Below are 13,963 nucleotides of genomic sequence, written 5' to 3'. Positions count from 1 at the left end.
GCGCCACTTACTGTTACCGCAACACCAAGTGCGACAGCAGTTCGATTTGACTGGCCATCTTACACCACCAATACCTACATGTACCAAATCCATTACCGAGTACAGGGTACAAGTACTTGGTACGGCTATCAATCTACAGGTTATGGAGCGCCAACTTTGGCTGCCCGCGTAACGGGTCTTACCCCAAATACTACTTATGAATGGCGTGTTCGTAATGCTTGTTTGCCAGTGGCGGAAGATTGGAACGAATGGTCTTCTATCAGTACGTTTACGACAGGTGCTGCGCGTTTGGGTCAGGAGCTAGCACAATTAAGTGTTTATCCAAATCCAACGACGGGTCTAGTTAATGTAGCAGGCTTGAGTGGTGCTGTGAACTATGTTGTTTACAATAGTGTAGGCAAACAAGTGCTGTCAGGCGAGCAAGTAGTAAGTCAAGAGGCCGTGTTACAATTAGATTTGAGTGCATATCCACAAGGCGCATACATTTTGAAAGTGATGTCTGCGGAAGGGGTCGCTACTCGACAAATGATTTTGACTGGTAAATAATATTTCTTTGAAATAGTATTTATTTCTCAAAATTTACATAAAACAAAAGACCCTGATACCTTCGCGGTGTCGGGGTCTTTTGTTTTTATAACAAAAACTTAACTTTCTTGCTATCGCCTAATTCGTACTTTTGCACAATACTTTTATCCTTATTTTTGTATGAAAAAAATTATATTCTTTGCGTTGTTATTGATGGGAATTAATCTCAATGCCCAAAATAACTTATTGCAGTCTGGCCCGATGGTAGGCTATTCCGAAATGATGGAAGTAAAACTTTGGGCGCAAACCAATGCTCCTGCACAAGTGGCTATTCGTTATTGGGAAAAAGGAAAACCCGAAAAAAAATGGAAAACAGATGTCGTAAAGACGAAAAAGGAAACGGCTTTTGTGGCGCATCTCATTGCCGACCAAGTGCAACCGACACGCAAATACGAGTATGAGTTATTGATTAATGACAAAGTTGTACCGCGTCCGTATCCGTTGGAATTTCAAACCCAAACTTTATGGCAATGGCGTACCGATGCGCCAAATGTACGTTTCGCGATTGGCAGTTGTGCGTACGTAAACGAACCCGAATACGACCGACCTAACCAAACTTACGGCGGCCATTACGAAATTTTTCAGTCTTTGGCGAAGGCTAAACCCGAATTTATGGTGTGGCTCGGCGACAATGTTTATTTGCGCGAAGCCGACTGGAGTACACGCACAGGAATTTTGCACCGATATACGCACACGCGTTCGCTGCCCGAATTACAACCGTTTTGGGGAAGTGTGCACCACTATGCCATTTGGGACGACCACGACTACGGCGTAAATGACGCAGACCGCAGCTATTGGGGCAAGAACCTGACGGAAGAAGCCTTCAATTTGTTTTGGGCAAATCCAAATATCAATCTTACAGGAAAAGGAGGCGTTACGGGTACTTTCCAATGGTCTGACCTTCAGTTTTTTATGTTGGATAATCGCTATCACCGCAGCCCTAACGACGACCAAACGCGATCAAGACAAATGTTTGGAGACGAGCAAATCCAATGGCTTATAGACGCGCTCGTGAACAGCAAAGCAACTTTTAAATTTGTGGCAACTGGCGGCCAAATGCTCAACGACGTAGCCAAATACGAGACATTCTCTACTTACCCAGACGAAAAACAAAAACTACTTTCGGCCATTCAAAAGGCTGGTATTAAAGGTGTTATATTCCTGACAGGCGACCGCCATCATAGCGAAATTAGTAAAATGAATAGAGAAGGAACATACCCGTTGTATGATGTTACCTGCTCGCCGCTTACGGCTGGGCCGCATGCCGACCCTTCCGAAAACAATACTTTCCGTTTGCCGAATACGCTGGTAGGCGAACGCAATTACTCGATTTTTGAAGTAACAGGCGCGAAAAACGATAGAGTTTTGTCTATCAAAATGTTTGATACGATGGGTAAAGAATTAACCCAATATCAAATAAAAGCTTCTGAGCTTAAATAAAAAGCGAAAAGCCTATAAGATGTATCAAGTCTTATAGGCTTTTTCTTTAAATTCTATTTTTTCCTGTCAAATGCTTGTTGATAATATCGCGGAGCTTTTCGGGTGAGTCTGTGGCATTGAAGGCAATTTTTTTCAGTTGGAAGGCGTGTTGTTCAGTGCGGCTGCCCAATTTCTCAAACTGTTTGGCGGTAGCAATGCCCAATTCGCCTTTGTCCGTAACCACCAGCAAAGTATTGTCGTGTTCGCTGTGGAAGCTCAAGCGCGGCAACTCGTAGGCGTAATAAACCGAATTGAGGGCGCGGTCTATCATATACACTTTGACGGCTTTGCAAGGTTGTTTATCCAACTCAAAACTAACGTTTACTACATACGAAGTATTTGGCTCACTGATGATGCGGTCGCTGTTCCATACGCCCATTGCCGTAATTTCAAAAGTGCGGCTAACGGTTTGTAAGGCTTGTTCGCGGTTTTTGCGTTGAGCGATAAGAGCTTGTTGCTCAAGTACTTGCGCCTCTTTCTTAGCTACATATTTTTGATAAATTTCAAAATGCTCGTCGTAAATGGCTTGCGCGTCGGCAAGGTCGGCCGCTTCAAATACAGGCCGTACTTTAGCCGAATAGCTGCGCGTATGGTCGCGAAGCGTGAGCAAATAAATGTCTTTTTTGTTGGTGCGTTCCAGCTCCATACTCAGCCATGTGTTATCGGTTACCCAAGGGTTGTTTATCGGGTTGTTGCTGGATTTGGTGTCGGCGTATTCCCATTCTATTCCGTCATAAATTTTCATTTCGGGGAAAGTAGAAAGGTCAAGTTTTACATGAAACCGATAGCGTTGCGGTGCGGCCACTTGTGGCTGAACGGGCAATTTCTCAGCGGCTTTTTCACGAACTTGCTCAATAGCCGCTTGCAATTGTTTGCTGTCGGTATTGGCTTTATCGCTCGAAGATTGCATTTCGGTTACGGCCAAATTTTTTTCTGTTTCCTGCCAATTTTGCGCTACCGAATCCAAGTAATATAAATTGTAGTTTGTGTCTGCTTGCTCAGAAATCATCGCAACTTTTACGCTTTTACCTGTTTGCAATTGTAGGGCTTCGCCGTTTTGGGACGCGTGTATTTCGAGCATACCCGCCGACTCCAGTTGTGGACTTTGGGCTTTGTTTTGGACGGCCATCGGGATTCCCGAAAGCCAAATTTCGTACGGGTTGTGTAGTTCTCGGTACTGAATTTGCAATGTTCCTGTGGCGGGTTGGCCATTGGCTTTTACAAATGAGTTTTTGGCAATGGCCAAAGTAGAGCCATTCGGATAAATGATGGTTGTGTCGCGGCTGGTATTTATTTCGTATTGTTGGAATACAATATCTATTGATTCAAAAGGTTTCTTTTTTAGTGTACCAACATTTGAGATAGCAACGTTATCTGTTTGTTGTACTGGATTAGGTTCTGTTTGGCAGGCGTTGGTAGCCACCAGAAGGCCAATGGCGAGGAGTTGATAACTTGTTTTCATGGGGTTGCTTTGGATTAATTTTTCAAAAAATATACACCTGTTTATTTTCAGCTTTTAGGCTGTTTCTGTGCTATGATTACCGCCTCCGAAAAAGGTCTCCCATTTTTTTTTATTTTTTGAAGGATAAAAAAGGTAATTGCTATTAGTTTTTTTCTATATTGTGTAGAAAAGACTAACTTTACGCAATACATTATCACATCGGCATTTAGCACGATCCGTCAGGCTTCAGCTACCTGATGCTTATATTTTTTATCTTTCAATCATCTATTGTGTTACCTTATGGCCATTCAACTAACCCAGTTTTATATACGGCGGCTTGTCATTAGTTATATAGTGGCCTTGTCGCTTATTGCATTGGTGGCTTTTGTCGGCTTCTTTTTTACTGTCCCGATTAGCAAACAGCAACAAGATTGTTTGCATTATATCAATGTGGCACGAACGCAGCGCATGATTTTTCAGAAATTAGAAAAAAATGTGTTGATATTAGAACATGGTCGTAACACACCCGCAGAGCAACAAGAGACTTTGAAACGCATTAGTAGGGGGTTACGCCGCTGGAAAAATCATCAAAAAGGCTTGAGATTAGGCGACGACTCGTTGCGTTTGCCTGCCAATAATGACCAAAAGGCACAAACACTTTTGCAAGAGACTGAGCCTTATTTTCAGACACTTACGCATACTTTTGACGCTATATTGACTCATCCGACCGACAAGGAATTTGTGAGTAAAAACATCATAATTTTGTTTGAAAACGAGTCGGCATGGATGCGTACGATGGATAATGTGATTACGCATTACAACGAACGCTCGGAAGTGTTGGCGCAAAAGCATCAAATAGCCAATCTTATCACCACCATTTTGGTCATAATTCTTCTGTTTTTGGAGGGATACTATATTTTCAGGCCTGTTATTCTACGTTTGAGCGAGTCGGTGAATGCACTCAATGAGGCGTTGGAGGAAAGCAATACGGCACAAAATGACGCACTCGAAAAGCAGAAATTTATTGAGAAAATTGCCGATACGACGCCTGGTGTCCTGTTTGTGTACGACATGCAACTTAAACGCAATATTTATAGCAATAGAGAAATGACTGCTTTGCTTGGATATACACCAGAGGAGGTGGCACAGCTTCAGGAGGAAAAGGGAGGGCCTGCTTTGGTTCATCCCGACGATGTAGCCATTGTTCGTTATCAATTGAGTTTGTTTGATGGCATGGACAACAACGCTGTGCAGGAATACGAGTACCGTGTTTTGCATAAAGATGGCTTGTATCGCTGGGTTCATTTGCGCAACACGCTTTTCCTGCGCGATGGACAAGGCCGCGCAAAACAAATTATTGCAGTGGCGCAAGACATTACGCATCGTAAAGAAATCGAGCAGAAATTAGAGCAAGCCAAAAAGCAAGCCGAACAAGCCAATGTAGCCAAGTCGGAGTTTTTGGCCAATATGAGTCACGAAATCCGTACGCCAATGAACGGGATTATGGGTTTTGTGGATTTGTTGCTCGAAACGCCTGTTTCCGCCCAGCAACGCGATTATTTGGAAACTATCAAAAATAGTTCTGATTCGCTGCTGACCATTATTAACGACATTCTGGATTTTTCTAAAATAGAAGCTGGAAAGCTCGAAATATCGCCAGTAACTTTTGATTTACAGAAAGTTGTAAGCGAAGCGATGAAAATTATTAGCCTGAAAGCGCATACTAAAAATGTTGAACTGATTTGTAACATTGCTCCAGATGTACCTAATTTCTTGGTGGGTGATGTGTTTCGTTTGCGCCAAATCCTGATGAATTTGTTGAGCAATGCCGTTAAATTCACGCACAAAGGGCAAGTAGAATTAGAAATTGGTCTTAATCCAGCAGCCGTCGAAACGGACAATGTTGGCCTTGTTTTCAAGATAAAAGATACGGGTATTGGTATTTCGGCGCGGCAGTTGGAACATATATTTTCGCCGTTTACGCAGGCCGAAAGTTCTACGACTCGTTTTTATGGTGGCACGGGACTTGGGCTTTCGATTTGCCGCAACTTGGCGTACTTGATGGGCGGTACTATTCGCGCGGAAAGCGTGGTAGGGCTGGGCAGTAGCTTTGTTTGTGAATTGCCATTTGGTTTGGCTTCCGAATTTTTGTTGGAAAAAGATAATCAATCCTCTTCTATTGGCCAAGTTGCAGGTTGGAAAGTGCTGATTGTAGATGATAACGAACTGAATTTGGAGCTTTTGTCCAAAATGCTGACGGGCTGGAAAATGCAAGTCGTGGCGGTAAGTAACACTGCATTGGCGTTGGCTCATTTGCAAAAAGCGCAAAAAGAAAATACACCGTTTCAGTTATTACTGACGGATAGCAATATGCCTGAAAGTGACGGTTTTGTGCTGGTGCAACAAGCCAAAGAGTTGGGTTGTGATACTAATTTGGTGGTTATGATGCTGTCGTCTTCGGACGTGGCGGGCGAGGTACAACGCGCCAATAAATCCAAAATTGATGGTTATTTGCTCAAGCCAGTCATGGCTTTTGAATTGCAACGCGCTATTTTGGCTGCTGTGGAAAAGGCTACTTTGCGTCAACCGCCGCGCCCCAAGAAGCATTTCCGTATTTTGTTGGCAGAAGACAATACCGTTAACCAAAAATTAGCCCAAACATTATTGGAAAGAGCTGGTCATAAAGTGCTTATTGTTACCAATGGCGAAGAAGCCATTCAGCAATATAACGCGCAGCCTTTCGACCTGATTCTGATGGATGTACAAATGCCTGTGATTGATGGACTTACGGCAGCTCGTATTATTCGTAATGCCGAAGCCAGTACCACACGCCACACGCCTATTGTAGCCATGACAGCCAGTGCCATGAAAGGAGACAAGGAGAGGTGTTTGGCCGCAGGTATGGACGCATACTTGACCAAGCCCTTACAGGTAGAAGTATTGTACGGAGTGTTAGAACAGTGGCAAGGTGCTTTTGATAATGTACCGCTGCCCACCGAAAATCAATCAGATATAATTCCTGTTTTTGATGCTGCAAAAGCCTTAGCACGTTTGCAAAGCAGCGATTTACTCCGAGATTTATTGCAAATGTTTTTGGTAGAAGCGCAGTCGCGGTGGGAGGAGGCCAATGTTCTATTAGCCCAAAAAGAAGCAGAAAAAGCCATACAGGCTACACATGGTGTGGTGGGGATGGCCGCCGCCGTTGGGTTAGAATCCTTAGAAATGAATTTGAGGGAGTTGGAGTCTTTACTGAAAGCAGAGACGATAGATTGGGAGCAGGTGCAGAATAAACAAGCCCTTGCCGCACAAATATTTCAACAAAGTAAAGAAACCATAACAGACTATTTGCTTGCAAAAGAAGTATAGATACATGCTATATTGTATTTTTGCTTGTTCTTGTTTTTGTACAAATAGAATACTTTTTATGGCGCATATACTTGCTTGTTGCTGAAAATAACTATATTTCGCACGTTAAACAATTGTTTCATTTATATCTTATTGGTCTCATGTCAAATAATGCACGCTACGTAAAAGTAAGCACAGACGTTTTTAATGCAGTTGCCACACAACTCAAGAAATTTGGTTTGGAAATTACAGGCAAACAAGGAAATATCTCTAAAATGGGTGTTTCGGCAGATTACAAATACGACGAAGCGACAGAAGTATTAGAAATCAGCAATGTGGAAGTTGGTATGCCAGCTTCGTTTGCAGGTTTTAGCACAGAAAAAGTAATTGCTCAAATTACGGATGCTGTGTTGGGTAGCGGAGGAGAAAAAGCCTAATACGTTCGGATTAGGTAACTATCAATAAAAATTATTCAAACACAAAAGCCGCAGCCTCAATAACGAATGAGGTTGTGGCTTTTTGTTGTACCAATGGTATCGGAAAAAGATAAGTTAAATTCCAATAAAAAAAACCTCGCCCCGCAGCATACACAGCTACGAGGGCGAGGCCTATTCACAAACAAACTGAATGAGTTCTTTTTTTTAACAGCCGCAGCCCGTTTCGGACTTTTCTACACCGAAAGCGTCCAAGATTTTTTCCAAAGGACAAAACCGCGTCATAGACGACTGGAAAAGATTTAGCCCCACAAAAGCCGTCAGGCCGAGCCAACCGATATTCACAAAATACGCTAACACAATGCTGAGCAGCACCATTACGCCCGCCACAGCTCTCACAATTCTTTCTCTCATAATATTTTTGGATGCTTCGCTAAAAAATTAGTTTACCCACGTGTCCACCGACAGCACAAAGCCGCGCAACGGAAAATCTGAGGGGTGTTGTTGGTTGTGTTCAAAGACCAATTCAAGGGCTTTGGCGGCGAGTGTTTCGCTTAAAAAGCTAAAAAACAGTAACGAATCCGCCGCTACGGGACTGGCCGCAAACCATTCGTCCGATAAATCTTCTGGCGCGAAGGTTTTAAAACCCGTAATGTCGGCCATGCTGTATGCGCCAATGCCTGCTTTTTTGAAGGTCGCGACGGCGGCTTTGCGGTCGTCTTGTTGGCAAGTCAGAATAAAAAGTTTCATATTTTTTCGGGGGAAAGATGTTTAACCAACCCTCATAGGTTTTTACAACCTACAAGGGTTAAGATTTATTTCTGGGCTTCTTTCGAGCGCATCATCTTGAAGTACAGCAACGGCACGACAAGCAAGGTCAGGAACGTAGAAGTAACCGTACCGCCCATCAGCGAGATGGCCAAGCCTTGAAAAATCGGGTCGAACAAGATAACCACCGCACCCAACGCCACCGCGCCAGCCGTGAGCAAAATCGGGGTAGTACGCACCGCGCCCGCCTCGATAATGGCCTGTTTGAGCGGTACGCCTTCGTCCAGACGGATATTTACAAAATCAATGATAAGCAGTGAGTTACGAACCATTACCCCAGCCAATGCAATGAAACCAATCATCGAAGTTGCTGTAAAATACGCCCCCATCATCCAGTGGCCAAACACAATACCAATCAGCGAAAGCGGCACAGCCACCAACATCACGATAGGCACGGTAAAGTTTTGAAACCAACCCACAATGAGCATATAGATAATGATAATCGCGACCACAAACGCAATACCCAAATCCCTGAAAACCTCGTAAGTGATTTGCCATTCGCCGTCCCATTTCAACGTAAAATCGTCTTCCAATTCAGGTTGTGCGCTGTATTCTTCTTTGAGTTGGTAGCCTTTCGGCAACTGAATACTTCCCAACTTTTCCGACACGGCACTCATGGCATAAAACGGACTTTCCAGCGAACCCGCCATATCTGCCAACACATATACCACACGTTTTTGGTTTTTGCGGAAAATGCTTTTGGCTTTCGTTACTTGGCTGATACTCACCAAATCCCCTACGGGAACGGCGTTTCCTTGCTGGCCAATTACTTTTAGGTTTTTGATGCCGTTTAGGTCGGATTTGTCCGCGTCGTTGAGTTTGAGAATGATATTTACGGGTTCAAAAGCTGTCGCGCTGTGCATTACGCCCACGTTCATATCCGAAAGTGCGGCATTGACCAAAGCCACCACTTGCGCAGGAGCTACGCCATAACGCATGGCTTTTTCTTTATCAACCTCAATTTTGTATTCGGGTTGGTCGTCTTCTACCATCCAATCCACATCTACGATGTCGGTTGTTTTGGCAAAAATGTCTTTTACTTGCTTGCCAATGGCCATTTGTTGTTCGTAATCAGGACCATAAATTTCCGCTACCAACGTCGAAAGTACAGGAGGGCCGGGCGGCACTTCTACCATTTTTACATTGGCTTTGTATTTTTTGGCAATGGCTTGCACGGCTGGGCGCATTTGTTTTACGATGTCGTGGCTCTGAATGCTGCGGTTCTTTTTGTCCACCAAATTCACTTGCACATCGGCCATGTTTTCGCCTCTACGCAAATCATAGTGGCGCACCAAACCATTAAAACTAATCGGTGCAGACGTTCCAACATAGCTCTGATAATTCATTACCATTGGTTGCCCCGCCATGTATTCGGCTATTTCGCGCGTTACGGCGGCGGTTTGTTCCAACGTCGTGCCTTCGGGCATATCTATTACCACCTGAAACTCATTTTTATTGTCAAAAGGCAACATTTTTACGGCTACACTTTTGGTATAAAACAAGCCCATTGAGCCAATCAGAATAAAAGTTGTGGACAAAATAAATGTCCAACGTTTCCAACGCGATTCGAGCAACGGATTTATAAAGGCTTTGTAAATTTTATAAATGCCGCTGTCCTCTAAGTTGTGGCCGTGTTCTTGGTGTTCGTGGCCATGTTTTTCTTTTTCTTGCAAAAACAAATAGCCCAAATACGGCGTAAGCGTCAAGGCCACCACCAACGACAATATCATGGCAATAGAAGCCCCAATCGGCATTGGACTCATGTACGGCCCCATCATACCCGACACAAAAGCCATCGGCAACACCGCCGCAATTACCGTAAACGTCGCCAAAATCGTGGGGTTGCCTACTTCGTTAATCGCAAAAATAGCCGCTTGCAAGAATGGTAAACGCTTCATTTTGAAGTGTCTGTGCATATTTTCGGCAATAATAATGGAGTCGTCCACCACAATCCCCGTAATAAACACCAACGCAAACAACGTGATGCGGTTCAGCGTATAATCCAACATATAGTAGCTAAACAGCGTAAGGGCAAACGTAACTGGCACGGACAAAAACACTACTAAACCGCCGCGCCAACCCATCGCCAGCATCACGAAAAGCGTAACCACCACGATAGCCACCATTAAGTGCATGAGCAATTCGGATACTTTTTCCGAAGCCGTTTCGCCGTAGTTGCGTGTATGCTCTAAGTGAATATCATCGGGCAAAAGTTGCGGTGTGAGGTGGTCTATTTTGTGCAAAATCTGTTCGGAAAGGTGCATCGCGTCTGCGCCTTTTTTCTTGGCTACCGAAAGCGTAATGGCTGGGTATTCCGAAGCGTTGGCATTGGCTTTGGCCGTGTCGGCACGACCGTATCCAAACGACACATATTGCGAAGCCGTCGCGGGACTTTCTTCTACTTTGGCCACTTGGCGCAAATACACAGGCAACTGTTTGTTAGAACCAACTATCAAATTACCTATTTCGTCGGCACTGGTCAAAAAGTTGCCAGTTTCTACACTGAAAGCCATATTGTTGTGCAACATCACGCCCGACATCATTTGCATATTGCTGGCCTGAATTTGTTTGCTAATAGTCAAGAAATCTACATGATTTTCGGCCATTTTATCCTTATCCAATACCACATTGACCACGCGACTACGTCCGCCAATAATTTTTACGTCGGCAATGTTGGGGATTTTCTTTATCTCATTGGTCAGCACCTCTCCCACTTGGCGCAACGTGTAATCGTTGGTTTTTTCGCTCCAAAGCGTAAGCCCCAGCACGGGTACATCGTCGATGGCGCGCGACTTCACAAGCGGCAACGTAACGCCTTGCGGCATTTTGTCCATGTTTTTCATAATCTCGTTGTAAAGTTTCACGAGCGAGCGTTCTACGTCTTCGCCTACATAAAACTGAACAATGAGCATGGCTTGGCCTTTCATGGTCGTCGAATACACGTATTCTACGCCTTTAATATTAGAAATCATGCGTTCCATTGGCGCGACTACTTTCGATTCCATTTCTTGCGGCGATGCCCCAGGGAAACCTATGAAAATATCGGCCATTGGCACTTCAATTTGTGGTTCTTCCTCGCGCGGAATCAGAAACGTGCTGTATCCGCCAATGAGCAAGAACGCTATCATGAGCAATATTGTGAGCTTTGAGGTAATAAACGCCTTGGCGACATTCCCCGAAAAACCTTCTTGCATAAATTCTTTATTTTATTGATAGTGAATAAATTAAATTTTAAAAACCTTTTATTTGACTAAAAGTCTTCCCTATGGGGAAGATTTAGATGGGGTTTTTTAATTGGTTTTTACGGGTGTGCCGTTGGCTAATTTTCCGTCTGCTTTCAGGATAAAACTTTCGTCTTTATCTAAGCCCGAAACCACTTCTACTTTATCGCCGAAGGTTTTGCCCAAACGCACCCAACGCAACATGGCCGTATTTTTTTGGCTAACCGTATAAACGCCCGTGAGTTGGTCGCGGTACACCACGCTGCTCACTGGCACGAGTGTAGCTTCTGTTTCTGCTTGGGCTTGTGTGTTTTGTTTGGGTTCGATGTTTACGTTCACGTACATACCCGCATACAAACCTTTGGGATTGTCAAGGCTAATTTTCACGGCATATTGTCCGCCTGTAAACTGCGACGACTCACTGATTTGCGTTACGCGGCCTTTGAGTTGCTTGCCCGTAGATTTGATGTTTACGGTGGCTGTTGCGCCTTCGCGCACTTGCTCAATGTCCGACTCTGGCACAGTTACGCGCACTTGGTAGCCGTCATTTTCTTCCAAAGAAAGAAGTGGCATACCTGGGGCGGCCATGTTTCCTTCGTCAGCCATTTTTTGAGTAATAATGCCATCGAAAGGAGCTTTAAGCGTAGCGTAAGCCAACATCGCATCTGCTTCGTTGCGCATTTGTTTGGCCGCTTCCAAGTGTGCTTTTGCCGAATTGAGTTGGAAGGTTACGTTTTCCATCTCTTTGGGGGTTGCGCTGCCTTGCGCGAGTAAAGTGGTAAAGCGGTCGTAATCTTTTTGGGCATTGTTTACGGCGGCTTCTGCTTCTGTTATCATGGCTTGGGCTTGTGCGCGTTTGGCCGAAATCTCTTGGCTGCTAATGGTGGCCAACACCTGACCTTTGTGTACGCGGTCGCCTACTTTTACTTTGATGCTCGTAATAAAACCCATGAGGCGTGTGCTAATGTTGGCGGTTTGGAGGGCTTCCACTTGGCCACTGGCACTAATGCCCGCCGTGTTGGTGGTAGAGGCTTTACCCACTACAACGGGTACGGCTGGGAGTTTTGATTGGTATTCTACTGCGCCTTGTTCGTGTTTTGAACCGCACGCACTTAGCACCGCAAGTCCAACGCCTACAAGAGCTTGTGCTTTTATGATAGACAATTCTGATTTCATATTTTGACGAAATAATTTTTAGTTAGAAGAAGAAGCCGTCAGGAATTGCAAGTATGCCGTCAGGATATTGATGTTCATTTGACTTTGCTCGTACATGAGTTTTTGTTGCGAAAGCTGGCTTTGCGCCATGAGTACGTCGGTTGTTTTGGCCAAACCCTGTTTGAAGCGATTTTGCAAAAGTGTCAGTGCTTCGGTGGCCTGATTGATGGCCGATTGGTATTGTTGTGCCGTGAAACCTGCGTTTTCGATGTCGCGCAACGTTTTATCCAAAAGCATTTGATTTTCAGCTTTTTGTGCTTCTAATTGTTTGCTCAATTTTTCGGTACTTAGCTTTTGGGCTTTGATGGCGTGATTGGTTTTTGTTCCATCAAACACATTCCACGAAAGTTGCACGCCGAGCATATAGGCATCTGAGCCAAACCCCAAAGCGTCTTTATCGTTAAAAGTATATTGTCCGAAAGCATTTAGACGCGGCACAAAGCTCATTTTCATAGACTTAGTCATCATTTCGGAGGCTTCGGCGGCTTTGCTCATGGCCAAAAAGTCGGCGCGATTGTTGGGCAAAGTGGCGGCGGCTGGCGCGGCTACGGGTGCAACACTGGCTACGGTATAAACATAGTTGGAAGGCGTTCCCATGAGTACACTCAAATAATCCGACGCGTTTTTGATGTTGTTGCGTGCTTCCGAAAGCATCGCTTCGGTTGTGCTGATGTGTACTTGCGTGTTCAGCACGTCGGACTTTTGTACCAAACCTTGCGCCAAATAATCACCAACGAGTTTGTTCATGGCTTTGGTCGTTTGCAAGGCTTCTTCCAACACCGCAACGGCTTTGTAGGCCGTTTGCACCTGCTGATAGGCTTTGGTTACTTCGTAAGTGATATGTTCTTGCGTGCGCTGTATGCCGTGTTGGTAAATCTCCACTTGCTTGCTTGCGCCTTTTCGCATCATGTACATATCCATGTTGAAAAGCGGCTGTTGCACTTCCAATTTGGTCAAGAAATTGGTGGTGCGGTCGGGGTCGTTGAGCAAGCGCGGGTCAAAATCCGACTGCGCAATGGACTGCTGTTGCAGCTTAAAACCAAAGGCATTCAGCGGGTTATTGGTCGTAAAACCCGTATAAGAAATATTGGCCTGCGGCAAAAACATGGCGTTGGTTTGTTTGTAATTGGCCTCTGCTACGTTTTTGTCGAGGGTGGCAATCTTGATGTTTTTGTTGGATTGCAAAGCCGTGCTAACCGCCTGCTCTAAGGTCAGGACTTTGGTAGAGTCTTGGGCGTGCGCTGGCCACAAAGCCGCCGCCGAAAGCAAGCCGACCAACAGCGATTTGGGGAATGTTTTTACCGTTCTAATTTGTGCGTACATCATACTGTTTGCTTGTGATTGAGTACAATCGTGTAATGATGTTGCAAAATTGGCGGCTGGCTACGGCTTGTTTGGGAACATTTGTTGGATAG

General features: G+C 44.7%; 10 protein-coding genes. 4 read left to right on the top strand and 6 right to left on the bottom strand.

Annotated elements, in window-relative coordinates; translation table 11 throughout:
• The coding region (locus BM090_RS06440; RefSeq protein WP_143083893.1) for a T9SS type A sorting domain-containing protein at positions 1-546 on the top strand (546 nt) is incomplete at its 5' end.
• Between the two features lie 159 nt (positions 547-705).
• On the top strand, positions 706-2,025 hold the full coding sequence (locus BM090_RS06435) for an alkaline phosphatase D family protein (protein ID WP_091509448.1): 1,320 nt from the start codon (positions 706-708) through the stop codon (positions 2,023-2,025).
• 46 nt (positions 2,026-2,071) lie between these two features.
• Here BM090_RS06435 and BM090_RS06430 read toward each other — a convergent pair whose 3' ends face one another.
• Entirely contained in the window at positions 2,072-3,526 is a 1,455-nt protein-coding gene (locus tag BM090_RS06430) for a hypothetical protein (RefSeq protein WP_091509445.1), read from the bottom strand.
• Positions 3,527-3,805: 279 nt separating this feature from the next.
• Between BM090_RS06430 and BM090_RS06425 the strand changes: the two genes are divergently transcribed.
• Together BM090_RS06425 and BM090_RS06420 are read left to right on the top strand one after the other, a co-directional pair.
• Positions 3,806-6,871, top strand: coding sequence for a response regulator (locus BM090_RS06425; RefSeq protein WP_091509441.1), 3,066 nt, complete (start codon positions 3,806-3,808; stop codon positions 6,869-6,871).
• Positions 6,872-7,011: 140 nt separating this feature from the next.
• Complete coding sequence (locus tag BM090_RS06420; RefSeq protein WP_143083892.1) at positions 7,012-7,287, top strand: hypothetical protein; 276 nt, start codon at positions 7,012-7,014, stop codon at positions 7,285-7,287.
• A gap of 204 nt (positions 7,288-7,491) precedes the next feature.
• On the opposite strand, the gene BM090_RS06415 is transcribed toward BM090_RS06420, so the two are convergent.
• The 5 genes from BM090_RS06415 to BM090_RS06395 form a co-directional block, all read right to left on the bottom strand.
• A complete protein-coding gene (locus BM090_RS06415) occupies positions 7,492-7,698 on the bottom strand; it encodes a YgaP family membrane protein (protein ID WP_177199849.1) in 207 nt (68 codons plus the stop codon).
• 27 nt (positions 7,699-7,725) lie between these two features.
• Positions 7,726-8,034, bottom strand: a complete 309-nt coding sequence (locus tag BM090_RS06410; protein WP_091509431.1) for a hypothetical protein — start codon at positions 8,032-8,034, stop codon at positions 7,726-7,728.
• A gap of 65 nt (positions 8,035-8,099) precedes the next feature.
• Positions 8,100-11,306, bottom strand: coding sequence for an efflux RND transporter permease subunit (locus tag BM090_RS06405; protein ID WP_091509427.1), 3,207 nt, complete (start codon positions 11,304-11,306; stop codon positions 8,100-8,102).
• Between the two features lie 96 nt (positions 11,307-11,402).
• Positions 11,403-12,509: an efflux RND transporter periplasmic adaptor subunit gene (locus BM090_RS06400; RefSeq protein ID WP_091509424.1), complete on the bottom strand. Its 1,107-nt coding sequence runs from the start codon at positions 12,507-12,509 to the stop codon at positions 11,403-11,405.
• 18 nt (positions 12,510-12,527) lie between these two features.
• Positions 12,528-13,874, bottom strand: coding sequence for a TolC family protein (locus tag BM090_RS06395; protein ID WP_091509421.1), 1,347 nt, complete (start codon positions 13,872-13,874; stop codon positions 12,528-12,530).
• Positions 13,875-13,963: the final 89 nt, after the last annotated feature.

The organism is Flexibacter flexilis DSM 6793, assembly GCF_900112255.1.
Taxonomy (GTDB): Bacteria; Bacteroidota; Bacteroidia; order Cytophagales; family Flexibacteraceae; genus Flexibacter; species Flexibacter flexilis.
Note: the sequence above shows the minus strand (reverse complement) of the source record. Positions and strands in the feature narration are given on the sequence as shown.

Excerpts from the sequence above, each read along its gene's own strand:
- BM090_RS06435 (WP_091509448.1), top strand. The coding sequence starts at position 706 with ATGAAAAAAATTATATTCTTTGCGTTGTTATTGATGGGAATTAATCTC.
- BM090_RS06430 (WP_091509445.1), bottom strand. The coding sequence starts at position 3,526 with ATGAAAACAAGTTATCAACTCCTCGCCATTGGCCTTCTGGTGGCTACC.
- BM090_RS06425 (WP_091509441.1), top strand. The coding sequence starts at position 3,806 with ATGGCCATTCAACTAACCCAGTTTTATATACGGCGGCTTGTCATTAGT.
- BM090_RS06420 (WP_143083892.1), top strand. The coding sequence starts at position 7,012 with ATGTCAAATAATGCACGCTACGTAAAAGTAAGCACAGACGTTTTTAAT.
- BM090_RS06415 (WP_177199849.1), bottom strand. The coding sequence starts at position 7,698 with ATGAGAGAAAGAATTGTGAGAGCTGTGGCGGGCGTAATGGTGCTGCTC.
- BM090_RS06410 (WP_091509431.1), bottom strand. The coding sequence starts at position 8,034 with ATGAAACTTTTTATTCTGACTTGCCAACAAGACGACCGCAAAGCCGCC.
- BM090_RS06405 (WP_091509427.1), bottom strand. The coding sequence starts at position 11,306 with ATGCAAGAAGGTTTTTCGGGGAATGTCGCCAAGGCGTTTATTACCTCA.
- BM090_RS06400 (WP_091509424.1), bottom strand. The coding sequence starts at position 12,509 with ATGAAATCAGAATTGTCTATCATAAAAGCACAAGCTCTTGTAGGCGTT.
- BM090_RS06395 (WP_091509421.1), bottom strand. The coding sequence starts at position 13,874 with ATGATGTACGCACAAATTAGAACGGTAAAAACATTCCCCAAATCGCTG.